At 55.1% G+C, this 20,696-nt stretch carries 19 protein-coding genes; 7 read left to right on the top strand and 12 right to left on the bottom strand.

The window, feature by feature from the left end; translation table 11 throughout:
* Window positions 1-44: 44 nt before the first annotated feature.
* Window positions 45-707: a nucleoid-associated protein gene (locus ACW8F6_RS12945; protein ID WP_491576291.1), complete on the bottom strand. Its 663-nt coding sequence runs from the start codon at window positions 705-707 to the stop codon at window positions 45-47.
* A 92-nt stretch (window positions 708-799) separates the two neighbouring features.
* Here ACW8F6_RS12945 and ACW8F6_RS12940 point away from each other — a divergent pair, with 92 nt between their 5' ends.
* Window positions 800-1,321 (top strand): DUF3806 domain-containing protein, encoded by a 522-nt coding sequence (locus ACW8F6_RS12940; RefSeq protein ID WP_491576290.1) that lies wholly within the window; start codon window positions 800-802, stop codon window positions 1,319-1,321.
* Between the two features lie 4 nt (window positions 1,322-1,325).
* Here the strand turns inward: ACW8F6_RS12940 and ACW8F6_RS12935 are convergent, their stop codons facing one another.
* Both ACW8F6_RS12935 and ACW8F6_RS12930 read right to left on the bottom strand, forming a co-directional pair.
* The gene (locus tag ACW8F6_RS12935; RefSeq protein WP_491576289.1) at window positions 1,326-1,934 is read right to left on the bottom strand and encodes a hypothetical protein; all 609 of its coding nucleotides are present in this window, start codon (window positions 1,932-1,934) and stop codon (window positions 1,326-1,328) included.
* A 292-nt stretch (window positions 1,935-2,226) separates the two neighbouring features.
* Complete coding sequence (locus ACW8F6_RS12930) at window positions 2,227-3,039, bottom strand: 4-alpha-glucanotransferase (protein WP_491576288.1); 813 nt, start codon at window positions 3,037-3,039, stop codon at window positions 2,227-2,229.
* 162 nt (window positions 3,040-3,201) lie between these two features.
* Between ACW8F6_RS12930 and ACW8F6_RS12925 the strand changes: the two genes are divergently transcribed.
* Window positions 3,202-5,001 (top strand): DEAD/DEAH box helicase, encoded by a 1,800-nt coding sequence (locus tag ACW8F6_RS12925; RefSeq protein WP_491576287.1) that lies wholly within the window; start codon window positions 3,202-3,204, stop codon window positions 4,999-5,001.
* 85 nt (window positions 5,002-5,086) lie between these two features.
* Here the strand turns inward: ACW8F6_RS12925 and ACW8F6_RS12920 are convergent, their stop codons facing one another.
* The 5 genes from ACW8F6_RS12920 to ACW8F6_RS12900 all read right to left on the bottom strand — a co-directional run bounded on the left by ACW8F6_RS12920 (window position 5,087) and on the right by ACW8F6_RS12900 (window position 11,038).
* Window positions 5,087-6,046: a lysophospholipid acyltransferase family protein gene (locus ACW8F6_RS12920; protein ID WP_491576286.1), complete on the bottom strand. Its 960-nt coding sequence runs from the start codon at window positions 6,044-6,046 to the stop codon at window positions 5,087-5,089.
* A gap of 2 nt (window positions 6,047-6,048) precedes the next feature.
* On the bottom strand, window positions 6,049-6,333 hold the full coding sequence (locus ACW8F6_RS12915) for a hypothetical protein (RefSeq protein WP_491576285.1): 285 nt from the start codon (window positions 6,331-6,333) through the stop codon (window positions 6,049-6,051).
* Window positions 6,334-6,340: 7 nt separating this feature from the next.
* A complete protein-coding gene (rapA, locus tag ACW8F6_RS12910; protein WP_491576284.1) occupies window positions 6,341-9,217 on the bottom strand; it encodes an RNA polymerase-associated protein RapA in 2,877 nt (958 codons plus the stop codon).
* A gap of 141 nt (window positions 9,218-9,358) precedes the next feature.
* Window positions 9,359-10,288 (bottom strand): FAD-binding protein, encoded by a 930-nt coding sequence (locus ACW8F6_RS12905; RefSeq protein ID WP_491576283.1) that lies wholly within the window; start codon window positions 10,286-10,288, stop codon window positions 9,359-9,361.
* On the bottom strand, window positions 10,289-11,038 hold the full coding sequence (locus ACW8F6_RS12900) for an electron transfer flavoprotein subunit beta/FixA family protein (RefSeq protein WP_491576282.1): 750 nt from the start codon (window positions 11,036-11,038) through the stop codon (window positions 10,289-10,291).
* A 381-nt stretch (window positions 11,039-11,419) separates the two neighbouring features.
* Between ACW8F6_RS12900 and ACW8F6_RS12895 the strand changes: the two genes are divergently transcribed.
* Window positions 11,420-13,045 carry an electron transfer flavoprotein-ubiquinone oxidoreductase gene (locus ACW8F6_RS12895; protein WP_491576293.1) on the top strand — a complete coding sequence of 542 codons (1,626 nt, stop codon included), beginning with the start codon at window positions 11,420-11,422 and terminating at the stop codon, window positions 13,043-13,045.
* A gap of 100 nt (window positions 13,046-13,145) precedes the next feature.
* Here ACW8F6_RS12895 and ACW8F6_RS12890 read toward each other — a convergent pair whose 3' ends face one another.
* The 3 genes from ACW8F6_RS12890 to ACW8F6_RS12880 form a co-directional block, all read right to left on the bottom strand.
* Complete coding sequence (locus tag ACW8F6_RS12890) at window positions 13,146-13,697, bottom strand: DUF1285 domain-containing protein (protein WP_491576281.1); 552 nt, start codon at window positions 13,695-13,697, stop codon at window positions 13,146-13,148.
* Between the two features lie 30 nt (window positions 13,698-13,727).
* Window positions 13,728-14,357 (bottom strand): DUF4823 domain-containing protein, encoded by a 630-nt coding sequence (locus ACW8F6_RS12885; RefSeq protein ID WP_491576280.1) that lies wholly within the window; start codon window positions 14,355-14,357, stop codon window positions 13,728-13,730.
* A 97-nt stretch (window positions 14,358-14,454) separates the two neighbouring features.
* Complete coding sequence (locus ACW8F6_RS12880) at window positions 14,455-15,114, bottom strand: TetR/AcrR family transcriptional regulator (RefSeq protein WP_491576279.1); 660 nt, start codon at window positions 15,112-15,114, stop codon at window positions 14,455-14,457.
* A gap of 116 nt (window positions 15,115-15,230) precedes the next feature.
* Here ACW8F6_RS12880 and ACW8F6_RS12875 point away from each other — a divergent pair, with 116 nt between their 5' ends.
* The gene (locus tag ACW8F6_RS12875; RefSeq protein ID WP_491576292.1) at window positions 15,231-16,085 is read left to right on the top strand and encodes an acyl-CoA thioesterase; all 855 of its coding nucleotides are present in this window, start codon (window positions 15,231-15,233) and stop codon (window positions 16,083-16,085) included.
* A gap of 64 nt (window positions 16,086-16,149) precedes the next feature.
* Entirely contained in the window at window positions 16,150-16,476 is a 327-nt protein-coding gene (locus ACW8F6_RS12870) for a hypothetical protein (protein ID WP_491576278.1), read from the top strand.
* Between the two features lie 334 nt (window positions 16,477-16,810).
* Here ACW8F6_RS12870 and ACW8F6_RS12865 read toward each other — a convergent pair whose 3' ends face one another.
* Entirely contained in the window at window positions 16,811-17,734 is a 924-nt protein-coding gene (locus ACW8F6_RS12865; RefSeq protein ID WP_491576277.1) for a LysR family transcriptional regulator, read from the bottom strand.
* Between the two features lie 93 nt (window positions 17,735-17,827).
* Between ACW8F6_RS12865 and aptA the strand changes: the two genes are divergently transcribed.
* Window positions 17,828-19,138, top strand: coding sequence for an omega-aminotransferase AptA (gene aptA, locus ACW8F6_RS12860; RefSeq protein ID WP_491576276.1), 1,311 nt, complete (start codon window positions 17,828-17,830; stop codon window positions 19,136-19,138).
* A 29-nt stretch (window positions 19,139-19,167) separates the two neighbouring features.
* Window positions 19,168-20,661 (top strand): CoA-acylating methylmalonate-semialdehyde dehydrogenase, encoded by a 1,494-nt coding sequence (locus ACW8F6_RS12855; protein WP_491576275.1) that lies wholly within the window; start codon window positions 19,168-19,170, stop codon window positions 20,659-20,661.
* Window positions 20,662-20,696: the final 35 nt, after the last annotated feature.

Genomic DNA, 20,696 nt, shown 5'->3' with positions numbered 1-20,696 from the left:
TTACCTTTTTTGTCTTGCACAAAAAAAAACTCTGCGATTTTATTTTAACAAACGGCCGCTTGCTCTTCCTGCAGATTCGCCGAGTAGCGCACCACCAGCTGTAAAAACGCCGAGGTCTGCGCCGCGTGATCCACAGGATCGGAAAAGCCCACCGCTTGCTCAAAGGCCTCTGCCAGCGCCTTGTCACCTCGGGCGCGCAACAGTGCCAGGTAGGGCTCGGGCTCAGCGGCTTGCCACTCATTCAGCGCCAGCTTCAACCCTGCGCGCAATCCCCGCACATCAATATTTTTCGAACTCGCTAGCTGCATAGCATTGTCGATAAAAATGCCACCTTCGTGCTGCACCAGGTAAATATAGATACTGTCCTCATCGGCCAAGGTTTCATGCAACATGAGTAGGTAGCCGTCATAGAGGGCATCGGTTTGCGCAAAGGCCAGCTGTAAGTGCTGCGCAAAACGCTCCGTCACCTTGTGAAAACTTTGCTTACTTTCCAGGTAATCAGCGATCCAACCCGATAACGGGCAGCTGCCAATGTCGCGGTCAAACTGGCCAAATTGCTTACCGGCCTTGCCAATAAAGGCCAGCTTAAGTTCCTGGCCCAAGTCTTGCGCCAGGCCATTCACAGTCAACCCCTGATCTGAAGCACTGAGCGATGTGGTGTCATCAGCGACGTGAAAACGGTGTAAAGAAAGTGCGTTTATGGCCATATGTGTGTCGTTGCAACCTTGGATAAAAGAACATTCACAGGCGCCGCCGCACAGGGTAAGCTAGCGCCAGAGCGTAAGAAAAGGGGGTTATTATGCCGCAAATTTCGGGGTCAAGGGCATTGGCGTTTGGGCTTTTACTTATTTCAATGGCGGCACAGGCCGATCAGTCGTCGGTGAGTATTTCCGATCTCAGCTGGACCGACAAGCAATATATGTCGGCCCAATTGGCAAGCGTGGATGAGCTGGTACGCTCCGAGATGGGCGCCCAGATTCACGGCACTTTGAACGACTTGGAGGTTCTACAGCGCGTAGTCAGCCGCAATCTGGTCGACAGGAGTGACACCCAAACACAACAGGCCTTGGGCCTTGTACTGGGCAATGTCATCGCCAACCAAACAGGCATGCAGTGGGTAACCTACAAGGACGAAGCGGGACGAAGCCGAGCCCTGTGTGTTGAGAACACAGAGCATTGCCTATTTCCAATGACCATGCTGTCGCGACGCATGGCCGTGGGGTTATATCCTGATGTGAAAAAAATCTACCAAGAAGCCATGGAGATGGTAACGCCATTGATCAATAGGAGCCCATACGACGTAGTGGACACCCGTCCTTAGCGACCTATTGGTCGCAGCGGTTGCCCGTGTAGTGGCCTAGATCTTTCGACAGGCGCTCGCGGGCAATGGCGCGATAGGACCGGAAGGACGCCGCCATCACACCACTCTGCTTGGCGACTTTCATCTGTTTGATTCGTTCGTCGTCCACATAGCGTGCTAAACGGTGCGTTTTCGCTTTACTTGCGCCATAGAGCACCGGCACCCACTCATCGATACAGCTTACTGCATCGTCGGGCGAAAGCTTTAAGAAAGGGAAAAAAGCGTTATACAAGCCCACCAGATTTTTCTCGCCCGGCGCATGCAGCGCGGACGGGGTGACAAAGCTCGCCACCAATCTGAAAGGAAAAAACAACAGATTCTGTAGAGATTTTAAAAGCTGAATCAGGAAATTGACCGGAAGGTAGACTACTAATACCAGGCATTGCACCAAAAACCGAGAACCATCGCTAGACCAGGAGAGTCGCTCAAGGTTGCGCGGCCAGAGCATAGCTTGAATATCCACAAGCTCGGCAAACAACCGTCGCCGATGATAGCGCCGGGCGATGTCGAAGCAAGCAGACTCGGCTTCGGAGAGCAGCCCAACGTGCTTGTTGTGGGGAATCAAAAGGGTCATTTCCTTATGCCTTAGTACCTATACGACACGCAGGTGATTGCGTGGACACATCGTCTATTTTACCTGCAATTGCGGCAAATACACGAATTCATCGCATTTGCCAACACTTACGCCGCCTTACCCTGCCCAATATAGACTATGGTACAAGAAAGCAAAAGCCCTACAAGCCCCTCTTTTTAGGATAAAAACGTATATATCACCCAAAAATTTGCTATTTACGCGCATTTTGGCCTAGCAAGCGCTAAGCCACGCCCTAACCTGGCCCTGGCGCACACGTCCGCAAGTATCCGACTCAATAGGTGGCGACCCCAAGTAACAACAAACCAGCGGCACACTGCTTATCTAGCCACTGTAAGTCACCCGCAGTTTCTGGCTCCAGCTCCAGATACTTGTGATTTTTCAACCAGGCCTGCTGGGCCAATTTTGCCTTGATGTCACTACTGCCCTTAGGCTCAGCCCACAACTGAAGGTATATGTGTTGCTGAGGCAGGTAGAAGCTAACCGGCAAGGGGGCCGCCGCCACCTGGCGATTGCAGGCAAAGCTCAACCCCTGCAAATACAGCCAATTGCCCACCCTGGCAGCGGCAGGCGACTCATAATCCCTACCATCCAGGCTTTGCCCCCCTTGCAGGCGCGCCAGCACCCCGTTTAACGCCGTCTCCTCCAACAAGCGCTCCGGCCACGTAACATAGGGCACAGCGGATTCCTCCGCCCGGTGCTGCTGACCACCCAGCGCTCTGCCTACCTCCGTTAGTACCCAGCCCCGCACGCCCCGCATCTGCCAACCCAAATCAGCCAGCACCAAATTTAGCAGCCGTGCCGGCAACTTAAATTTTTGCCCCAACTGGCTGACGGTCAGAGGCGCTTCGGGCAGATCCTCCCAAATACCGTGACTGACAACCGACTCGGGCCAAGCCACATAGTCACCAAACTTGGGGTGGTGCAAATAAATCCCACCCTCAAACTTGCCTTTTTCGGTCAGCTGCCAACGCTCATCCACTTTCACCATCCAATGGGCGCGCGCCAACAGCACAAACAATTCCTTGGCCTCTTTGCCCAAGCGCTTAGCCAGCGCGGTGGTGGAGAGGTATTTGATATCGCTCATAAGTCCCTATTGCGCCTCGGTAAAAGCGAACAGTAATCCAGCCAGTAGAAAGGGTAAAGAATTACTCGCTATAGCGGGCGGTTTTTTGTACAATGCTGCCCCTTTTAAATTTGGCAACCGCGCGGGAAATAGCGGTAGGCCATCATTCTACCGAGATAATCCATGTCTTTGCCCACCAGTTTTGCCGATCTGGCGCTGGCGCCTGCCGTATTGAAAGCAGTTGCCGAGCTAGGTTACGAACAACCTTCACCCATTCAAGCACAAGCCATCCCCCACCTTTTAGACGGACGCGACATACTAGGTGTTGCGCAAACAGGCACCGGTAAAACCGCCGCCTTCGCACTACCGCTACTGACACGAATCGACATTGCTAACAACAGCACACAGGTACTGGTGCTAACACCGACGCGCGAGCTGGCGATTCAGGTAGCCGAAGCCTTCCAGCGCTATGCCACCCACATGCGTGGCTTTCACGTCCTGCCCATATACGGCGGTCAAGATATGCGGGCGCAGTTGCGACAGTTACAGCGCGGCGCCCAAGTGGTAGTTGGAACGCCGGGTCGGGTAATGGACCACCTGCGTCGCGGCAGCCTGCAAATTAATACGCTAAACGCCATTGTGCTCGATGAAGCAGATGAAATGTTGCGCATGGGCTTTATTGACGATGTCGAGTGGATTTTGGAACACACGCCCGCCGAGCGCCAAACCGCGCTCTTCTCGGCCACTATGCCACCGCCCATTAAAAAAGTGGCAGATCGCTATTTAGATTCGCCTGCCGAAGTGAAAATTTCGCCCGAGAGCAGCACCGGCTCTAACATTGAGCAGCGCTACTGGATGGTCAGTGGCACAAATAAGATGGACGCTCTGACACGTATTCTCGAAGTGGAAGACTTCGACGCCATGATTATTTTCGTGCGCACTAAAACCGCCACTGTTGAATTGGCGGAAAAACTCGAAGCCCGCGGATTTTCTGCCTCTGCCATTAACGGCGACATGAACCAGGCACTGCGCGAGCGTACCATCGAGCGACTCAAACAAAATAAACTCGATATTTTGGTTGCCACCGATGTGGCCGCGCGCGGCATCGATGTGGAACGCGTCAGCCATGTAATGAACTACGACATACCCTACGACAGTGAAGCCTACGTACACCGCATCGGCCGCACCGGCCGTGCTGGTCGCAGCGGCAAAGCCATTTTGTTTGTGGCACCGCGCGAAAAGCGCTTGCTGTACGCCATTGAAAAGGCTACCAACCAACGCATTGAGCGCATGGACTTGCCCACTGGCGACGCAGTCACCAAACAGCGCATTGATCAATTCAATCAATTACTGACGACGACACTGACAGAGCAACGCGATAATCTGGATTTTTTCTACGAGCTGCTGGCCGAGTTCAGTCAAACACACGATGTGTCGGCCGAAGAAATTGCCTCCGCCCTTGCCTATCTGTGCCAGAAAGAGCGACCACTACAGGTGAAATTGGCCGATGTAGTGGCCGGCCAGGACACTGATCGCAGTCGCCGCAACGATCGCGGAGATCGCGGCGACCGAGCAGACCGTGGCGAACGCCGCGAAAAACGCGAACGCGGCCCCAAGCGCGACGACATCCCCATGGACACCTACCGCCTGGAAGTTGGCCGCGACCACGGCGTTAAACCGGGTGATATCGTGGGCGCCATTGCCAATGAGGCCGGCATAGACAGCCGCCACATTGGCAACATTCGCCTTCAGGGCGACCACAGCACCGTGGAATTGCCGACTGGCATGCCCAAAGAAACACTGTCGCATTTACGCAAGGTATTCATTCGTAGCCAGCCAATCAATATTAGTCTGGACGCCAATGGTGCAGGCAACTACGAGCGCCCAAAAAAGCGCTCGCACAATAGCGACAAGCCCGTGCGACTGGGCGACAAACCTGCCCGCAAACCGCGCAAGGCAAAGCCGAAAGCACCGCGCGATTAATTCACACCTCGCTTAAAAAAGCCCGCACAAATTCGTTGCGGGCTTTTTTATTGGTGCATGCGGCTCGCCACGCCTACAAAAGCCACTATTTTCTGGCGGCTTTTTTATATAATCCGGGCTCGCCCTCCGGGCGCGTTTTAAATCGCTTGTGCAGCCAGAGATATTGCTCTGGATGATCGCGAACGGCCGCCTCTATCATCGCATTCATACGCCGGGTGTCCGCTGCTGCATCCTCGGATGGGAAGTTTTCCAACGCGTGTAATCGCAAACTGTAACCCGTTGCGGTTCGAAACGCCTCGGCAAAGACCACAGCGGCACCCGTTTGGCGCGCAAAATCGTGCACACTGGTTACCGTCGCTGCTGACACACCAAAAAATGGCACAAACAGACTTCGCTTTGCACCTAAGTCCTGGTCTGCCGCGAGCAGACCCGCCTGCCCCTGCTGCATCCTGCTTAAAAATTCTGACACTTGTTTGCGCGGTATGAGGCGCACCTGGTAACGCTTGCGCGAACGCGTCGCCATAAATTCCCACAGGTGATTATTGTTAACGCGAAACAATACGTTAAATGGACGGTGTAAACTTAAAAAGGCGTACACTATCTCCACACAGGTATTGTGCAAACCAAAAAACAGGACGGGCTTGCCCTCCAAGTTCGCCAGCAGTTCGGCGCCTTCAAAGGTAAAGTGTGGCGTAAATCGCTGCGGGTCAGACCACCAAACCCACCCACTCTCAAACAAGGTCAGTCCAGCGCTGGCAAAGTGCGCCTTAGCCACAGCTCTGCGGCGACTGTCATGCCACTCGGGAAAACACAGCGCAAGATTCTGCAATACGATGCGACGGCGACTGGGCACCAGGTAAAATAACAGCCGCCCCAATCCATGCCCCAGCCCGCGCACCGCTCGCTGTGGCAGCCGAGTGATCAACCATAAAATCAAAAACCACAGCCATAACAGCCAGTAACGAGGCCCCAAAAATGACCAGCGAAACACCTGGGCTGCCAGGTGCTCGTCACTGGAGCGCGCTTGTAAACTCTGGCGCGCCAAGGCTACACCTCGTCGAACATTTGGATATGATAACCCGCCTCAACTGCGTCTTTCAGCGCCTTATCGGCCCGTAAAATCCGAGCATCAGTGGTCGTAGATTGGGGCAACTTTTTTCGATTTTCTATTACTGCCTCACTAAAGCCCGCCCGCATCAGGTAAATTTTGCACAAATTTTCTGCGCCAAACAGATCGAGAAAATTAATATAGACAATGAATGGCACCTGCTGGCCCACAGCGACACCTTCGCGTGCCTTTACGGCCTTTGCCGTAACAGAAAATACGTACATAGTTACCTCAAGTAGCTAAAATGACGCGCAAGGCGTCCAATTTCAATGCAGCTTGCGACAGATACTCTGCCAACAATTGTTGATCCTGCTGCATTCTTTCAATTTCGAGCGGACGAATCGCCGGATTCACTTTGGCCAACGCCGTCAAGCGACTGATCTCTTCGCCCAATTTCTGGGCAATGTCCTGCTGTGCCTGGGCCAGTAAGGCCTCCTGCCTGGGTGCCACGGCAAGCTGAGCTTTTTTAACCAGCTCGGCAATGGGGTCGCGCGCCTGTTTCGCCACCTGCTGCGCGGTATTGCGCGGCAATTTTTGCAGCAGCGGCTGCAACTTCTCTGCTGTTAATACGTCGCTCAAATCCCGACCGTTAATATCGACCAAAACCCTTAGCGGCGTAACTGGGAGATAGCGGAACAGCTGCAGCGCATTGGGCGCCGCCACGTTCAGTAAAAACACGGCCTCTAACATCAGGGTGCCCGGCTTGATGGGCCCCAGCTTGATGGTCGCCACCGAGGTATTGCCAAAACCACCGCTTAGCACCATATCCATGGCACCCGTCACCATCGGGTGCTCCCACGTTAGGTACTGTATGTCTTCGCGCGCCAACGCCATTTCGCGCTGATAGGTGACGGTAACGCCGTCCGCCGGTAACGCGGGGAAATGTGCGCACTGCATGTGATCGCTGGGGTGCAACACCTGACTCACCGATGAATGTGGTTCTTGATCCACACCGTAGGCGTCAAACACCTGGCTCATATAATCTTCCAGAGCACCGCGATTTTCCTGTTCAAACAAAGACTCAATGATTTCGTCGGCCACATCTTCGCGGCAAGAGTTGAGCTCTAAAAGTCGATTGCGCCCCGATTCCAGCACTGCTTTTAGCGCCAGGGTTTTCTCGTTGGCTTCGGCAACGAGCTGAGCCCAATTGTCGGTAACACCGGCCAATGCGGCCTCAATGCGCGTATGCTGTTGATCGTAGACTGCAGCGCCCACGTGGCACACGGCCTCAAAGGCATTTAGCCCCTGGTGATACCACTCAAACAGTTTTTCCTGCGGGCTGCCGGTAAAATACGGCACCCAAATACGCACGTCGTTGCGCTGGCCTATGCGGTCGAGTCGTCCGATACGCTGCTCCAGCAGGTCCGGATGTGCCGGCAGGTCAAACATAATCAGGTGACTGGCAAACTGAAAATTGCGACCCTCGCTGCCAATCTCAGAGCATATCAGCGCCTGCGCACCCTCCTCTGCATCGGCAAAATAGGCGGCCGCTCGGTCTCGCGCCACTAGCGATAACCCCTCGTGAAAAGCGCTGACCGCAAAGCCCTCGCACAGCCGCAGGTGCGCTTCAAGATCCAGAGCCGTTTCGGCACTGGCACAAATCACCAACACTTTCTCCTGTCTGTGTGCGCGCAACCAATCGATGAGCCAAGCTACACGAGCGTCCAACTCCGGCCAGGCGTCGCCTAAGCGTGCACGTAAACCTTGCTCGGGATACAAACTGTTTGCATCTTGTGCATCGGCTAGCACCAAAGGCACAGGGAAAACTTCGCGACGAGGAAAACCCTCAACACCCTGCCGGGTATTTCTAAACAGCACCCGGCCGGTGCCATGACGATCCAACAACTGGTTAATTATTTGCTGCAACACTTGGCGGCGAACGTCAACTGTATCTGCGTTCTCTAGCGCCTTCACGAGTGTTGCATCGACAAAATCTGCAAGCTTTGGCAGCAAATCCTCTGCAACAGGCTCGCAAGCAACAGCGTCTATAGGGAGCAAGCGCTGAACCAACTGGTTGACGTCGCCGTACCCTGCCTCCTCGGCTTTAAAAGCAGCTAAATCGTAGAACCGGTCCGGGTCTAACAAACGCAAACGCGCAAAATGGCTTTCCACACCCAACTGCTCTGGAGTTGCTGTTAGCAGTAGTAAGCCCAGCGCATTGGCAGCCAGGGCCTCTACCGCTCGATATTCTGGACTGACGTCACCTTCCGCCCACTTGAGGTGGTGCGCCTCGTCGACCAACAGTAAATCCCAAGATACGTCGAGTGCTTGCTGCAAGCGATCGGCATTTTCGACAAATACCGACAGCGGACAAATAACCAGCTGTGCAGTTTCAAAGGGATTGATCACCGACTCTTGGACGTCGTACTCTTCATCGTCCAGCGATGCACTTAAATCGCGCAACCGATCCTCGGTAAACAAACTGAACTGCAAATTAAAACGACGCAGCATTTCCACCAGCCATTGGTGCACCAGCGAATCTGGCACTAAAATCAATACGCGGTTAGCGCGGCCGTTGATCAATTGCTGATGGACCACCAAGCCCGCCTCAATGGTTTTACCCAACCCCACTTCGTCGGCTAAAAGCACGCGGGGCGCATAGCGGTTGCCTACCTCGTGTGCGATGTAGAGCTGGTGCGGTAGCAATTGTACGCGTGGGCCCAGCAGTCCATAGGTGGACGAGGACTGCTGTTGGCGAACATACTCCAGCGTTTCCAGGCGCAAATTAAAGCGCTTTAGCGAATCAACCTGCCCAGAAAATAATCGGTCCATGGGTGCTGAAAACTGCACAAAAGAATCTAAATCAATTTCTTCCAGTAACCGCTCTTTACCATCGCCATCCAGGCCCTTGTAAATAAGCAGCCCCTCGTCGTCGATGATGTCGATTACCTTGAGCCGTAAGCCTTCGGCCGAGCGCACCGAGTCGCCCCGCTGGTAACGCACGCGACTGATCGGCGCATTGTTCATGGAATAGGTACGGCGCTCGCCGGCGGCGGGAAAGCTGAGTGTTACCAACCGGTCTTCCACCTCTAGCACCAAGCCCAGCCCCAATTCCGCCTCTGTGTCACTGATCCAACGTTGACCGATTTCAAATGTCTGCTGAGACACGCCATACCTCTTTTGGTTGAACTCCGGCTGCCCCGGAAAAAAGCCGCCATTATAACGCGCCACTGGCCTCGCGGGGCACTAAATTACCGGCCATAAAAAAACCGGCCAGCGGCCGGTTTTTACAAGGAGCTAAGCCCGTTGTTACAGCTTGCTGTCCAATTCGGGAACTGCATCGAACAAGTCGGCCACCAAGCCGTAGTCGGCCACCTGGAAAATAGGGGCTTCTTCGTCTTTGTTAATCGCCACAATGACTTTACTGTCTTTCATACCGGCCAAGTGCTGGATCGCACCGGAGATACCCACCGCCACGTACAGATCTGGCGCAACGATTTTACCCGTTTGCCCCACCTGCATATCGTTGGGCACAAAGCCTGCGTCCACAGCGGCGCGCGAAGCACCCACCGCGGCACCCAGCTTATCGGCCACCTTGTACAGCAGCTCGAAGTTGTCGCCATTTTGCATGCCGCGACCGCCGGAAATAACAATTTTGGCGCTGGTCAATTCTGGGCGATCGCTTTTGGCCAGCTCCTCGCCAACAAATGCAGACAATCCCGCGTCGTGTACAGCACTCACGGTTTCAACGGCAGCACTGCCACCTTCGGCTGCAACGGCATCGAAGGCTGTGCCGCGCACGGTGATCACCTTGATGGCATCCGTGCTTTGCACCGTGGCGATGACGTTGCCGGCATAAATGGGACGCTGAAAGGTATCTGCACTTTCTACACCGGTAATATCGGAAATAGCCTGTACATCCAGCAGCGCCGCAGCCCGTGGCAGTACGTTTTTGCCTCCGGTGGTGGCTGGCGCCAGAATATGGCTATAGCCTTTGCCCAGCTCGGCAATTAGGTTGCCGAGGTTTTCCGCCAAGCCGTGTGCGTAGGCGGCATTGTCCGCAACTAATACCTTAGCCACGCCCGCAACTTTCGCAGCGGCTTCAGCAGCGGCACCGCAGCCGTTTCCAGCAACCAAGAGGTCGATGTCGCCCCCAATCGCTTGGGCCGCGGCCAGGGTATTCAAAGTGGCGCCCTTCAGGCTCGCATTGTCGTGTTCTGCAATTACTAAAATAGCCATTTAGATCACCTTCGCCTCGTTTTTCAGTTTCTCTACCAGCTCAGCCACGTCTGCGACTTTAATACCCGCTTGGCGTTCGGCAGGCGGCGCAACTTTAAGCAGTTTTACCCGCGCAGCGGTATCGACACCCAAATCAGCGGGCGACACTGTCTCCAACGGCTTTTTCTTAGCCTTCATAATATTGGGTAACGAGGCGTAGCGCGGCTCGTTCAGACGCAAGTCGGTGGTAACGATAGCTGGCAGGTTCAGGGCAACTGTCTGCAAACCGCCGTCGATTTCGCGGGTGACGTTAACCTTGCCGTCGGCCACATTCACTTCCGAGGCAAAGGTACCCTGTGGCATGCCCGCCAAAGCGGCCAACATCTGGCCTGTTTGGTTGTTATCGCCATCGATGGACTGCTTGCCCAGAATCACCAGATCAGGCGACTCCTTCTCGACGATAGCTTTCAAGCACTTGGCAACCGCCAGCGGCTCTAAATCAACATCGGTTTCTACCAGGATACCGCGGTCGGCACCCAGTGCCAGCGCCGTACGGATTTGCTCCTGAGACTGCTTGGCACCAATAGAAATCGCCACAATTTCAGTGGCTACGCCCTTCTCTTTCAGGCGCACAGCCTCTTCTACGGCGATTTCACAAAAAGGGTTAATAGACATCTTGGCGTTGGCGATATCCGCCCCCGTGCCATCGGCCTTTGCGCGTACTTTGACGTTGTAATCAACAACGCGTTTTACAGCTACAAGAATCTTCATGGATATTCCGTTCGCTCTTCAGATGAGGACAAGAGCATGGGTGATTACATGCCCACCTGGTTTACTGTCTCACGATTATCCGGTATAAATTCGAACAAGCGTTTGAGAACCCCGCTATACTGACGTTTTTACCCCCTAAAAGCAAGGAGCCCGGAGCGACCTATAGCCTAGACTAGGGCTGCACTTTGCACCAAGCCATGTAACAAAGGGTAGTAAAACCAAGGGTTTAGAGCCATTTGGGCAGTAAAACTGCGCTTTTACGACATTGGTCACCCGGCTGGCCTGACTTATACTCTGGCCGCCACAGATAACAGCCAGCCGCTGCCCTGCAGCGCCAGCACACACTACGCAAACGAGGAGAAGATTGTGGAAAGAGAATATATGGAGTACGACGTTGTGATCGTCGGCGCGGGCCCCGCCGGCCTGTCCGCTGCCTGTCGACTGCGCCAACTCAACGAAGAACTGACCGTTTGCGTGGTAGAAAAAGGCTCCGAGGTGGGTGCCCACATCCTGTCCGGTGCGGTATTCGAGCCCACGGCCCTGAATGAACTCTTCCCCGACTGGAAAGAGAAAGGCGCGCCCTTACACACCGAGGTGAGCCGCGACGACATTTACCTGCTCAAAAATGGTGAAAAGTCACAGAAGATTCCCGGCCTGTTTGTCCCCAAGACCATGCATAACGAAGGCAACTACATTATCAGCCTGGGCAACCTCTGCCGCTGGCTCGCCGAGCAAGCCGAAGCTTTGGGTGTTGAAATTTTCCCGGGCTTTGCCGCCGCCGAAGTGCTCTATCGCGAAGATGGCAGCGTTAAGGGCATCGCTACCGGAGATATGGGCGTAAGCATGAACGGCGAACAAAAAGACAGCTATATGCCGGGCATGGAATTACACGCGAAATACACTTTGTTTACCGAAGGTTGCCGCGGTCACCTGGGCAAGCAGCTGATCGCCAAATACGAGCTGGATAAAGGCAAAGAGCCGCAGCACTACGGCATCGGCATCAAAGAAATCTGGACGGTACCACCGGAGCAGCACCAGCAGGGGCTGGTGGTGCACACCGCGGGCTGGCCGTTGTCGGAAAGCGGCTCAGCCGGCGGTAGCTTTCTGTACCACATCGAAGATCACCAGGTTGTGGTTGGCTTGATCACAGACTTGTCGTACAGCAATCCGCACGTGAGCCCCTTCGACGAGTTCCAGCGCTACAAGCACCACCCGGTGATTGCGCAGTACCTCAATGGTGGCACTCGCACCGCCTATGGCGCGCGCGCCATCGTTAAGGGCGGATTGCAATCACAACCCAAAATGTCGTTCCCCGGCGGCTTGCTGCTGGGCGATAATGCCGGCACCTTGAACTTTGCCAAGATCAAGGGCTCTCACACCGCCATGAAGTCGGGCATGCTGGGAGCGGAAGTGGTTGCCAAGGCCTTAGCCGAGGGCCGTAGCAGCGACGACGTTACAGAATTTGCCGATGCTTACCAGGCGTCATGGGCATGGAAGGAGTTGCACCAACAGCGCAATTTCGGCCCGGCGCAACACAAGTGGGGCAATCTGCTGGGCTCTGCTTATGCGTTTATCGACATCAACCTGTTTAACGGCAAGCTGCCGTGGACCCTGTCCGACCCAAAACCCGATTACGCACAGTTAAAGCCAGCCAACGAATGCCCAAAAATCGCCTACCCAAAACCCGATGGCAAGCTCAGCTTTGACAAACTCTCATCGGTCTTTTTATCGAACACTAACCACGAAGAAGACCAGCCCTGTCATCTGCAGCTGAAAGATGCAGCCACTCCCATTCAGGTAAACCTGCCACTGTACGACGAGCCGGCACAGCGCTACTGCCCAGCCGGCGTTTATGAAGTAGTAGAAACCGCAGAGGGCGATAAGCGCTTTCAGATCAATGCGCAAAACTGCGTGCACTGTAAAACCTGCGACATCAAAGACCCGGCGCAAAACATTACCTGGGTAGCACCCGAAGGTACCGGTGGCCCCAACTACCCCAACATGTAGCCACTGGCGCAACGCCTAACACCACACAAAAAAAGGGATTATTTGAATCCCTTTTTTTGTGTCCACAGGGGCTGCCCCTTCGCCCCCCAAAGCTTTGCCGCTATACGCCAGATACACTCGATGCCAATTCAAAAAACTCGCCATCGCTCCATATCCCCACGGCGCCAGTGGCTGCCGTTTCAGACCAAGACACCAGCTCGTAAAAAACGGCGCGATTGATGAGCGCGTCGAGAGAGTAGCGCACGCGCACCAACGGCTGTGGGTGCCCATCGACATCGGCTAACACCGTTAATGGGTGCGCCTGACCAAGCGTAAAAACATCGCCGGTGTGGGTGTAAAACTCTATGCGCGCACCTTGACCTGCGCCAGCTCGCTCCGCGCGCACCACAAACAAGGGCGCAACATCCACCTGAATGCGCCACTTCTCCACCGGAGTGACTAAAAAATATTCGCCATTTTCCTCCCACAGTACTGAGGCAAATAGCGCGACCAACGAGGCGCGTTTAATGGGATCGCCCTCGTGGTACCAAATACCTTCGCGATCGATACGAATATCGATATCACCCGACACAGGTGGATTCCAAAGGTGCACCGGCGGCCGGGCCTTATTGGCATTACCCTGCAGTTGTTGGGTTAATTTTTCAACAGACATTGACGCCCCTTTAAATGCCAAGCCCCTTGTTTACCGGGGCAATTCGGACTGCTGGTAGCTGTAGCTCTGAGCAAAACGGGTGAATGCCGTGTCGAATAGGCCATCTAAATTGCCATTGACACCCGGCAACCAACTTTCTTTGGCCTCTAGAGACACTGTGTCCAACAGTTGCCCCGAATGCACATCGAACACCAGCAGTTTCATGGCAGCCCTGTCCCGGCCAAAGGGCTTCCCTTGAGTAGACTTTGAAGCATCGGCCCACTCCGAAACGCTGTAAGCGCCATCACCCGACAAAATCAGCTGCGGGTATACCATAAAGTCCGCTTGATTATGCCGCGCCAACCGTACGGCATCGACAGGCGTAGACGGCGCATCGGCCACCGCAACTGTGGCAAAAGACTGCCGCAAAGCGGCAGCCAGCTGGCGGCTCAGGGCTTGATCGGTGGCCTTATCCGGGCCGTCGCGAGAGACAGCCACCAACCAACTGCTGGTGCGCGGCGCCACCCAATCGCGGCCACTGCTGTGCCGATACTGCTCAATAAGCTGCAAATCCGACAGCACCGACCGCGTATCATTCACCACGTGATTGAACGTACAGCCTGTAGCCAATACACCCGCTAAAATAATCGCTGTCCGCAGCCACCCGCTTTTAGTCACCATACCCATCTCCCATCACTGCCCAGCCCCAAAAAGGTTAAAGCTATTCTTTAAGCTAATCAGAGCAAAGGCCGTGCCGACTAGAGAGATAAGCGCAGCGCTATAACCGCTTAGTCCCATCCGGTTGTTGGTGGCGAACGGGGTCTAAATTACCCATATGCACGCCAATATCTTTGATAAAACTCATCAGGCCATCAATGTCTTCCACCAGCGGTCGAAACGAACGCGAATGGTAGAGTTCGACCGCGCCCTGCGTCAGCGCCCAGTAGGCGGCATAGTAGAAATACGGTGGCACTCGCTTGAGCCGCCCCTCCTCTATACGGCGTTCAAACATGGTATTGAGGGTATCTTTGGTGGAGTTGCGGATGGCGTGCAGCTTATCGATGGCCTCGGGGGCCAAGTTCAGGGAAATGATTTTCTCTTCCAACCGCTGAAATAGGCGGTCGCGCTGTGGATCGGCAATGCGAGACTCAAAATACACCCGGGCCGTAGCGGCGAAATCGCCGCTCTCTGCCAGCTTAAAACTGTCTTTTAATCGATCTGCTAACGACTGCTCATAATCAAACAGCAGCCGCATATAGATCTCGACTTTCGAGGTAAAATGTTTGTAGATAGTGCCCTTGCCAATATCCACAGCTTCGGCAATCTGCTCCACGGTGACTTTCTCTTCACCGTGCTCTAACAGCAGCGCCAGTGCGGCATCTAAAATCCGCTGCTCGCGCTGGCGGAACTTCTGGACTTTCTCGCGGGCTTTATCCATGCTTCACACTCTCGGTTGATCTATGTGACTAATAGTAATGCATAAGTCTCCAAGTTTCTAAGCTTGGTCGTAATTCTTACTATTCGCCAAACCCATTCCGGAAAGTTGTGAAAAAAATGTCGAACCCCCTACTGAATATCCTGGATATTGAACAGCTGGATTTAAACCTGTTCCGTTCGCGTCAGCATCAAGAGAACCACAGACGGCATTTATTTGGTGGCCAGGTACTGGGGCAATCCCTAATGGCAGCAGCGCGCACCGTAGAGGGCAGAATGCCCCACTCCATGCACGCCTACTTCATGCGGGCCGGCGTCAGCGATATCCCGGTTATTTACGACGTAGACCCCATTCGCGACGGCGGCAGCTTTACCACCCGCCGCGTGGTTGCCCGCCAGAAGGGTCGCGCCATATTTAACATGTCCTGTTCCTTTCACATTGAAGAACCTGGCTTTGAGCACCAGATTTCGCACCCGGACTTGCCGCCAGCTCCCGACCAGCTCCGCAAGGCCAGCTTCGTAAAACGCGATCAAGCCACCGATAACGACAACGACAATGGCGACGTTCACGCCATGTACTTTGACCTGCGCTCGGCTAAGCCAGACATCTACTACTCCGACGAGCAATTGCCACCCTACAGCGAATTTTGGATGCGCTCACTGGCCCAACTGCCCGACGACCCGCTACTGCACTGCGCCGCACTGGCCTACGCCAGTGATATCGGCCTGATGGCTACCTCCACGCTGCCACACCCAACCTCCATCATGTCGCCCGAACTGATGCCGGCAAGCATTGATCACGCCATGTGGTTTCACCGCAAATTTCGCATTGATGACTGGCTGCTTTACAGCACCGACAGCCCCTGGGCGGGCGGTGCTCGCGGCCTAAATCGCGGGCTGCTCTACGATCCGAGTGGGCAATTGGTGGCCTCCACTGTGCAAGAGGGGCTGATCCGACCAATCACGCCGCGCTAGGCAGCAAATCTCAAAGGGGCTTCTATACTGGTTATGGATCTAACCAAAACAACCGGAGCCCTGTATGACCCAAACCTGCATTTCAGACGCCATTGAATTATTGGAAGAATTACTAGCCTGTCTGGATGATGCCTATTGGGAGGCCTCGAGTATTGAAGGTAAGGACAGATTTTACAGCCTGATTTACGCCATTAACCGCGAGCTCTCAGAGCTCAGCAAATTGAGTGTGCAAGATCACAACCTGGCTTACGAAAGAATTAGCAAAGAGTTCACCCTGGCCACGCGTGAGCTGGCCGCACTAAAGCAAGCGCCACAGCGCGAAGTGCTGCGAGCGCGCACAGCGATGAACCTGACCGAGTGCCTGGCCAACCTCGAAAAAGTCACCCGTTAATAGAACAAAAACCGCCCACAAAGCGACACCAGTGCCACTGGGCCGGCTGTCAGTGGGCGGCATTGCCCGCACAAAAGTCCCACCGCACCAGATATAGCCAATGCATTAGACCACCACAGGCATCTAGTCCAAATTTGTTTAATAAGTCACCTTTTCCCGCTGGCGAACCTGCTGGTTTGAACAATACTTAAGCATACCGATGTTGCCTTCCCCCCCAACTTATTGCGCGGCATTGGTGGCTATGTAGATAGCTAGTTTCGAGGATTTTATCCTTTATGTTTCACTCCTAATGGTCTTGGCCCGGCGCTCTCCCCCCAGAAACGCCGGGATTTTTTTATGGGCCACTGTGTGCGATTTGCAAACATTCGAGAAACAGCGCCAACACCCGCGAAGGCTTCGGCGATACCCGCCAAACGGCTTCAAACTGACACCGGTAATCGAACGTCGTGTGCGGCAGGCGCAACAGCCTGCCCTGCGCAACAAAGGTCTCGGCGTAATGATCGGGCAGGTAGCCAATAAACTCGCCACTCAGCAGTAGGTGCAAAATCGCCTCTTGATCAAACACCGTGGCCGAACGCGCGAGCCCATGTGCCCGCGCCACCTCCATATTAGGCGAGTGATAACCTAAACCAGCGTACCGACAAGCCAACAGCTCGCCGGGTTGGCAGGCCCAATCGCCGGCTTTGGCCAAGGCGTGGTCTGAGCCACAGTACAAATGCATTGATTCATTAAATAAGGGCAGATAGGACAAGCTGGCCGACGTACGGTGTGCCGGTATGACGCCGCAGTGAAAACGCCCCTCTATCACGCCGCGCTCTATTTCATTTAAGGGCTCCACATAGATTTCAATGGCAACGTCGGGTGCCTGGCGCGCAAAGTCGGCAATGGCCTTAGGCAGCTGGCTTTCTGGGTTGGAGGCGGTCTTATCAAAGAGCGCCAGTGTCAAAGTTCCCGTAAGCCGCTGCTTTAGGTCATTTACATCGCTTCTAAAGTCTTCCAGGGCTCCCAGAGTACGCAGCGCGGATTGATACACCCTGCGCCCCTCCGCGGTAAGTGCAAAGCCGCTGCGCCCGCGACGACACAAAGTTAAGCCCAACCGCAGCTCCAAGTCCTTCAAGTGCCGACTGATGGTGGAGCGGCCAATATTCAGTTCCAGCTCTGCCGCCGACACGCCACCACTTTCGGCCACCACCTTAAAAACTCGCAGCAGGCGGATGTCGGTATCCGCCAACTGGCCAAGCAATGCCTTCTGTTTCATAAATTGCACACTAAATATGGATATATTGCGATTTATACAACATATCAGTGTCGCTACATTAGCGCCATTACTCACTAGCCAGGCGCGATTGCCATGCACAAACTCACCTCACCCACTACCCACTGGATGCCATTTACCGCCAACCGGGAGTTCCATCAAAATCCGCGCTTGATAGCCAGTGCCGAAGGCGCCTATTTCACCAGCGTGGATGGCCGCAAAATTTTTGACGGTCTATCCGGGCTGTGGACCTGCGGCCTAGGGCACTGTCGCTCCGAAATCAGCGAGGCTATTGCTCATCAGGCCCGCACACTGGATTACAGCCCCGCCTTTCAGTTTGGCCACGAGCTCTCCTTCGAGCTGGCCAACAAAATCGTTGCGTTGATGCCGTCCGGTCTCAATCACGTATTCTTCACCGGCTCCGGCTCCGAAAGCGCTGATACCGCGCTTAAAATGGCGCGGGCCTACTGGCGCAAGAAGGGGCAATCCAGTAAAACCCGATTAATCGGCCGCGCCAAAGGCTATCACGGGGTGAATTTTGGCGGCATCAGTGTGGGCGGTATAGGCCCTAACCGGGCCCTTTATGGCGATCTGCTCAGTAGCGACCACCTTCCACACACTCTGTTAAAAGATCAGCCTATTGTCAGGGGCATGCCCGCACAGGGCGCCGAGCTGGCCGATGAGTTGCTCGAAATTATCGCCCTACACGACGCATCAAATATCGCCGCGGTCATTGTCGAGCCCTTTGCCGGCTCGGCGGGGGTCATTATCCCGCCCGTCGGCTATTTACAGCGACTGCGCGAAATCTGTAACCAGCACAAGATATTGCTGATCTTTGACGAGGTAATTACGGCCTTTGGCCGCTGCGGAGGCATGACCGGTGCCGAAGTATTTGGCGTAACGCCAGATATTCTCAATATTGCCAAACAGCTAACCAATGGCGCCGTGCCCATGGGCGCGGTGATCGCCACAGGGGAAATCTACGACGCCTTTATGGCCAACGGCGGGCCCGAATACCAGGTGGAATTTCCACACGGTTACACCTACTCGGCCCATCCTTTGGCCTGCGCCGCCGGCATCGCCGCCCTCGATCTACTGCAGAAAGAGCGCCTACCCGAGCGCGTCGCCAATCTGGCGCCGTATTTTGAAGAGCAGCTGCACCAGTTGCACGACCGTCCGCACGTCACCGGCATTCGCAATTTCGGATTTGCCGGCGGTATCAGTCTGGCCCACTATCCAGGCGAGCCCGCGCGACGTCCTTACGAAGTTGCCATGCGCCTGTGGAACAAAGGCTTCTATGTGCGCTACGGGGGCGACACACTGCAACTCGGCCTGCCGTTTATCACGGAAAAACAGCAAATTGATACGCTTATTGACGCAATGGCCGACGCCCTCAGCCACCCGTAACCCACGACTTTTTACGCACAGGACAACCCATGACATTAGTAGGACACATCATTGACGGTGAAATCACCGAAACCGGCGGCCGCACTCAGGCCGTGTTTAATCCAGCTACTGGCGCCAGCGAGCGCGCCGTTGTGTTGGCCGATAAAGGCACCGTCGAACAGGCCATTGGCGCCGCCGCCCGCGCTTTCCCCGCCTGGCGCAATACGCCCCCACTCAAGCGCGCGCGAATTCTTTTCACATTTAAAGCACTGCTAGAGGAACACGCCGATACCATCTGTTCACTGATCACCGACGAGCACGGCAAAGTGCTGAACGATGCCATGGGCGAGTTGCAGCGCGGTATCGAAAACGTGGAATACGCCACCGCTGCGCCCGAGTTACTAAAAGGTGAACACAGTAAAAATGCCGGCCCCGCCATCGACAGCTGGAGCGAATTTCAGCCCCTCGGAGTGGTCGCGGCCATCACCCCATTTAACTTTCCCGCCATGGTGCCCCTGTGGATGTGGCCTATGGCAGTCGCATGCGGTAACTGCGTGGTGCTCAAACCCTCTGAGCGAGCTCCCAGCGCCGTTAAATATATAGTGGAACTCGCTCACGCTGCCGGCCTGCCCAAGGGCGTACTCAACCTCGTCAACGGCGATAAACTGGCCGTGGACACTCTGCTCGGTGACAATCGGGTGCAGGCTGTCAGTTTTGTGGGCTCAACACCCATCGCGGAATACGTTTACCGCGAGGGCACGCGACACGGCAAGCGCGTGCAGGCCTTGGGCGGAGCTAAAAATCACGCCATTGTGATGCCCGACGCCGATATGGACAATGTCATCAGCTCTCTGACGGGCGCCGCCTACGGCTCCTGCGGCGAGCGCTGCATGGCAATTTCAGTGGTGGTAGCCGTGGGGGATGAAACTGCGGATACATTGGTTGCGGGCCTAAAAGACGCCATTGGCGCCATCCGCACGGGGCCAGGCTCTGACAACAGTAATGACATGGGCCCACTGATTACCGCAGAGCACCGAGAAAAGGTGAAGCGGTTTGTCGACGACGGCGTCACAGCGGGCGCGCAGTTGGTGGTAGACGGCCGCTCGTTTAGCGTCGCAGGCCATCCGCACGGCTTTTTCTTGGGTCCCTGCCTGTTTGATCGGGTGACACCCAGCATGCGAATTTACCGCGAAGAAATTTTTGGGCCGGTGCTGTGCGTCGTGCGGGTGGACACCATGGAGGCCGCCATGGCGCTCATCAACGCACACGAATACGGCAATGGCACTTGCATATTCACCCGCGATGGCGAAGCTGCTCGCTACTTTAGCGACCACATCCAAGTGGGTATGGTGGGCATTAATGTGCCACTGCCAGTGCCCATGGCCTTTCACAGCTTTGGCGGCTGGAAACGTTCGCTATTTGGCGACCTAAGCGCCTACGGGCCAGACGCAGTGCGCTTTTACACGCGCCGCAAAACTATTACCCAGCGCTGGCCATCGTCCGGCGTGCGCGAAGGCGCCCAGTTTACCTTCCCCAGCCAGTAATCTCTGGCGCGCCAGCCCGGGGTCGTCCGGGCTGG

This window comes from Simiduia sp. (assembly GCF_058345725.1).
The sequence above is the reverse complement of the archived record's forward strand: the minus strand, read 5'-3'. Positions and strand labels throughout refer to the sequence as shown.

Coding starts and splice junctions, on each gene's coding strand:
- ACW8F6_RS12945 (WP_491576291.1), bottom strand. CDS start 707: ATGGCCATAAACGCACTTTCTTTACACCGTTTTCACGTCGCTGATGAC.
- ACW8F6_RS12940 (WP_491576290.1), top strand. CDS start 800: ATGCCGCAAATTTCGGGGTCAAGGGCATTGGCGTTTGGGCTTTTACTT.
- ACW8F6_RS12935 (WP_491576289.1), bottom strand. CDS start 1,934: ATGACCCTTTTGATTCCCCACAACAAGCACGTTGGGCTGCTCTCCGAA.
- ACW8F6_RS12930 (WP_491576288.1), bottom strand. CDS start 3,039: ATGAGCGATATCAAATACCTCTCCACCACCGCGCTGGCTAAGCGCTTG.
- ACW8F6_RS12925 (WP_491576287.1), top strand. CDS start 3,202: ATGTCTTTGCCCACCAGTTTTGCCGATCTGGCGCTGGCGCCTGCCGTA.
- ACW8F6_RS12915 (WP_491576285.1), bottom strand. CDS start 6,333: ATGTACGTATTTTCTGTTACGGCAAAGGCCGTAAAGGCACGCGAAGGT.
- ACW8F6_RS12905 (WP_491576283.1), bottom strand. CDS start 10,288: ATGGCTATTTTAGTAATTGCAGAACACGACAATGCGAGCCTGAAGGGC.
- ACW8F6_RS12900 (WP_491576282.1), bottom strand. CDS start 11,038: ATGAAGATTCTTGTAGCTGTAAAACGCGTTGTTGATTACAACGTCAAA.
- ACW8F6_RS12895 (WP_491576293.1), top strand. CDS start 11,420: ATGGAGTACGACGTTGTGATCGTCGGCGCGGGCCCCGCCGGCCTGTCC.
- ACW8F6_RS12890 (WP_491576281.1), bottom strand. CDS start 13,697: ATGTCTGTTGAAAAATTAACCCAACAACTGCAGGGTAATGCCAATAAG.
- ACW8F6_RS12885 (WP_491576280.1), bottom strand. CDS start 14,357: ATGGTGACTAAAAGCGGGTGGCTGCGGACAGCGATTATTTTAGCGGGT.
- ACW8F6_RS12880 (WP_491576279.1), bottom strand. CDS start 15,114: ATGGATAAAGCCCGCGAGAAAGTCCAGAAGTTCCGCCAGCGCGAGCAG.
- ACW8F6_RS12875 (WP_491576292.1), top strand. CDS start 15,231: ATGTCGAACCCCCTACTGAATATCCTGGATATTGAACAGCTGGATTTA.
- ACW8F6_RS12870 (WP_491576278.1), top strand. CDS start 16,150: ATGACCCAAACCTGCATTTCAGACGCCATTGAATTATTGGAAGAATTA.
- ACW8F6_RS12865 (WP_491576277.1), bottom strand. CDS start 17,734: ATGAAACAGAAGGCATTGCTTGGCCAGTTGGCGGATACCGACATCCGC.
- aptA (WP_491576276.1), top strand. CDS start 17,828: ATGCACAAACTCACCTCACCCACTACCCACTGGATGCCATTTACCGCC.
- ACW8F6_RS12855 (WP_491576275.1), top strand. CDS start 19,168: ATGACATTAGTAGGACACATCATTGACGGTGAAATCACCGAAACCGGC.